5 protein-coding genes and 3 pseudogenes are annotated in these 3,602 nt (G+C 55.2%); 3 read left to right on the top strand and 5 right to left on the bottom strand.

Annotated features, from left to right (window positions below; translation table 11 throughout):
- Positions 1–128: 128 nt before the first annotated feature.
- A pseudogene (locus ABS769_RS22230) lies at positions 129–296 on the bottom strand (phage virion morphogenesis protein); the annotation flags it as partial.
- Positions 284–643 carry a phage tail protein gene (locus tag ABS769_RS22225; protein WP_317063342.1) on the bottom strand — a complete coding sequence of 120 codons (360 nt, stop codon included), beginning with the start codon at positions 641–643 and terminating at the stop codon, positions 284–286. The gene ABS769_RS22225 and the pseudogene ABS769_RS22230, both read right to left, overlap by 13 nt.
- On the opposite strand from ABS769_RS22225, the gene ABS769_RS22220 reads away from it, so the two are divergent.
- The 3 genes from ABS769_RS22220 to ABS769_RS22210 all read left to right on the top strand — a co-directional run bounded on the left by ABS769_RS22220 (position 558) and on the right by ABS769_RS22210 (position 2,376).
- A complete protein-coding gene (locus tag ABS769_RS22220; protein WP_317063344.1) occupies positions 558–824 on the top strand; it encodes a hypothetical protein in 267 nt (88 codons plus the stop codon). The genes ABS769_RS22225 and ABS769_RS22220 overlap by 86 nt on opposite strands.
- A gap of 142 nt (positions 825–966) precedes the next feature.
- The gene (locus ABS769_RS22215) at positions 967–1,866 is read left to right on the top strand and encodes a hypothetical protein (RefSeq protein WP_317063336.1); all 900 of its coding nucleotides are present in this window, start codon (positions 967–969) and stop codon (positions 1,864–1,866) included.
- A gap of 27 nt (positions 1,867–1,893) precedes the next feature.
- A complete protein-coding gene (locus tag ABS769_RS22210) occupies positions 1,894–2,376 on the top strand; it encodes a hypothetical protein (RefSeq protein ID WP_317063338.1) in 483 nt (160 codons plus the stop codon).
- 165 nt (positions 2,377–2,541) lie between these two features.
- Here the strand turns inward: ABS769_RS22210 and ABS769_RS22205 are convergent.
- From ABS769_RS22205 to ABS769_RS22195, 3 genes and pseudogenes are all read right to left on the bottom strand, one after another.
- Positions 2,542–2,643 (bottom strand): annotated as a pseudogene (locus ABS769_RS22205) (phage virion morphogenesis protein); the annotation flags it as partial.
- Positions 2,631–3,050, bottom strand: a complete 420-nt coding sequence (locus ABS769_RS22200; protein ID WP_317063340.1) for a phage tail protein — start codon at positions 3,048–3,050, stop codon at positions 2,631–2,633. The gene ABS769_RS22200 and the pseudogene ABS769_RS22205, both read right to left, overlap by 13 nt.
- Positions 3,047–3,487: pseudogene (locus tag ABS769_RS22195) on the bottom strand (hypothetical protein); the annotation flags it as partial. The gene ABS769_RS22200 and the pseudogene ABS769_RS22195, both read right to left, overlap by 4 nt.
- Positions 3,488–3,602 lie beyond the last annotated feature (115 nt).

The following is a 3,602-nucleotide window of genomic DNA, read 5'->3' as shown; positions in this document are numbered from 1 at the left end:
ACGAGGACCGACCCAAAAAAGCAATCTGCGGCATGACCCCGGCTGCGTATGCCCAACATCTGGCAAACACCGATATCATCAGCCCCGGACTCTAAACCAGGCCGCTACTCAGGGCGGGGGGACGTCGTGCGCGGCGCATACGGTGTGCCGTCGGGCGCCTGCTGCTTGCCGATGCGCTGGCTCTGCGAGCGTCGCAACGCGGTGCCGATCTTGCGCGCCAGTTTGCGCCGCTCCCCCTCCTGCAGGCGTGCCGGCAGCGGCGCGGCCCAGGTCTCCAGTGCGGTCAAGTCATCCATGTCGGATCGATCACCGGCTCGGGTGCATGGGTGATGTCATAGCCACCACCATCTTTCGCCGTCACGACCACGCGCTCGGTCAGCGGCAACTTGATCGACAGATCCACCGCATCGTTGGCAAGGATGTCGGCCTCGAAGGCAATCTCGCCACGGCGTGCGGGGTTGGACAGCAGCTCGGACTGATTGGTCTGCACCCATTCCAGCAGCGGCAACATCACGCTGTCCGGGTGGCCGGCGTAGTCGGTCACGATGAGGTTGAGCATGTACTGGTATTCGAACGACAGCCCCCGGCTGCAACGTGCTGACCAAGCTACCAGCGTCGATGAACACCAGCAACCGGTCGGCATCGCGCGCGAATTTCGGCGGGCAGCCACCGGACGCGCTCTCAGGCTGGCGGGCTTGATCACAGCGCTGGCTTTGGCAAGTGCAGATCGATCCACTACTGGTGAAGCAAGCCTAGACAAATTTACCGACGAAGATGAAGTCAAGGGGACTCTTTTTATATTTCAGTTATGTAAATTATATTAGGAGCTACGCATGCTGATTTATGTCACGCCTTGTATAAATCTCGCATACATTGACAAATTTCTTATGGTATTTTCCAGCGCAAGAGTTAGGGTGTGCCTGAAAGCTAGTCCGCTCAAAGATGTTCTGACCATCAGGATGTGAAATGAAACGGAAGTATGTTGTTAGCGGGTTAGGCTTATTGCTTGGGGTTGCGGCGCTTGGGCTTGCATTTTATTCCCTAAGTTACGAATCCACTTTGCACAATCGCGCTGGCGAAAACGAGAACAGCTCGGGCAGGCAGAAGGCTAGTTCTAACACCGCAGAGCGATATGTATCGACTTTGATTGCGGAAAAGAAAATTGAAGGCAGTGTCTTAAGGTTGGTAAGAGGGCGAGCATTTTCAATTGTTCGTAATGAACAGCGGCCAGATGGAGATGCGCTCAATTATGTCCGTTCTCTTTTAGAAAAATCAAAAGCTGGCGATGCGTCAGCTACCTACGAAATTTATATTGCAGTTTCCCAATGCAACGCTACGCTTCAACCTCCCGCTCAGGGCGTGCTGGATGCATACAGGGAAGTTGGTGCGGAAGTTAATTACCTAAAATCAATCGACAAGCGTTTCCAAGAGTGCAAAAGTCTTACTGAAGACTTTGATCTAATGAGAACGCCGTGGTTGGACTTAGCTGCACAACAAGGCTCTATTGAGGCGATGGTAATGTACGCATCAGATCCGGACTCTGTAATTGGCTCCCCATCTGAATACCTATCCCATGCTGATAGGCTTGTTGACTACAGGAAAAAGGCGGTTGGTTATCTCCAGCAAGCTGCAGGCATGGGTAGTGTGGATGCGCTCATGGCTTTAGGTCGAGCCTATGATTCCGGAATAATTACCGAAAAATCGGCAATTAAGTCTTATGCCTATTACAAAGCTTTAGAGAGTGTTCAACCCAATACTGATTTGCAAGCCGTTTTGGAGGTTTCGAGAAAATCTCTTAATCAAGCTCAGGTATCGCAGGCTGATCGCTTGGCGGGCGAAATTGTAAATTCTTGCTGCACCCAATAGACGCTATATACTACAGGGATTTGAATGATGAAATTTGTAAGCGGATTACGGAATGTTCCTCGGCGCAGGCTCATCTACGCCTTTGTTGCGGTCGCATTTGTTGGATCATCGATTGGGCTTGTATTTGCTGAACCATACCCTATACAACACTATTCTTTCGCTTGCGGCGGGTGTGATCTTGGTTCACCAATGCCCACTACTACTACACTAAATGCCATCAACTTAAATTATAAAAATAATATTGAAAATAGGAACCTGCTGTTTGTATCAATAATGAATTTAGGTGACACCGTCACGGTGTGCAATGGTACCGCTTGCGTGACTTACACCTACAATTCCTCTGGAAACTATATAGGCGCCCCCCCGGTACAGCAAGTAAGGAATCCCCCACAAGGCGGTGGTGGCGGTGGTGGCGGCGGTGGTGGTGGTTTTTCCGGGCTCGGCAGTGGGGGGAGCCCTATTGGCGGCGGGACAGTTACGGTTGGACCAATTAAGAAAAATACCCCCTAAATTGACTCTTGGATTTTTGGTAGGGTATCACTCCGTTTTGGTAAGCGAGGTATTTGATAAAGGATGTCTCGCTTACATGCTTTAAAAAATGAACGCACAGCAGTTTGTTGTTTTACGGGCCGCATCTGACGCCATGCCGACTGAGTCACTGGCTCTACAATTAGCTAAATCTCGTGTTGATCTGCGGGCGAGGCTGCGCCGTTCGCCGGGCTGCAGGTGCGCCAGCGGGGGTGTCGCCGAGTTCTCCAGCGTGGTTAGCTCATCCATGTCGTATCAATTACCGGCTCAGGCGCATGCGTCATGTCATAGCCGCCGCCGTCTTTCGCGGTCACAACCACACGCTCGGTCAGCGGCAACTTGATCGACAGATCCACGGCATCGTTGGCGAGGATGTCGGCCTCGAAGGCGATGTCGCCACGGCGCGCGGGATTGGACAGCAGCTCGGACTGATTGACCTGCACCCATTCCAGCAGCGGCAGCATCACGCTGTCCGGGTGGCCGGCGTAGTCGGTCAGGATCAGATTGAGCGTGTATTGGTACTCAAACGACAGCCCCATCTGGAACGTGCTGATCAGGCTGCCGGCGTCGATGAACACCAGCAGCCGGTCGGCATCGCGTGCCAGATCCGGCAAGGCCGCGACCAGATGCGCGCGCAGGCTGGCGGGCTTGATCATGGCGCCGGCTCCGGTGCGTGCAGATCGATCCAGTCCTGCAGCGCGGTCAGCTGCGCGGCGGTGGCGTGGCAGCTGGTGTAGTTGTCGGCGACGGTACCGGCAATGCCAGAGAGCGTAATGCCGGCGGCCGGCGCATCAGGATCTCCGGCGGGCGACCCGGCAGGGTCGCCTTGGGCGGCGGCGTCGTGCAGCCGCACAAAGCCAGCAGGGATAGCGCAAGCAGCGTCTGCTTTCTGGGTGACATAGATCGGGATCTCGCGGGTGATGGTGGCGCCGGCTTCGCGCACGATTTGCACGCGGTCGACGTACTGCGTCACAACGGTGGTGGAGCCTTTGGCGCTGTCGCGTTCCGCTTCGGCCTGGCGCTTGGCGAGCAGCGCTGCATCGCGGTCTGTCTGCGCGTTGCTGACGCGCTGCTCCTGCCACGACGTCCCCCCGCCCTGAGTAGCGGCCTGGTTTAGAGTCCGGGGCTGATGATATCGGTGTTTGCCAGATGTTGGGCATACGCAGCCGGGGTCATGCCGCAGATTGCTTTTTTGGGTCGGTCCTCGT

This window comes from Xanthomonas hortorum, assembly GCF_040279205.1.
GTDB lineage: Bacteria > Pseudomonadota > Gammaproteobacteria > Xanthomonadales > Xanthomonadaceae > Xanthomonas > Xanthomonas hortorum_F.
The sequence above is the reverse complement of the archived record's forward strand: the minus strand, read 5'-3'. Positions and strand labels throughout refer to the sequence as shown.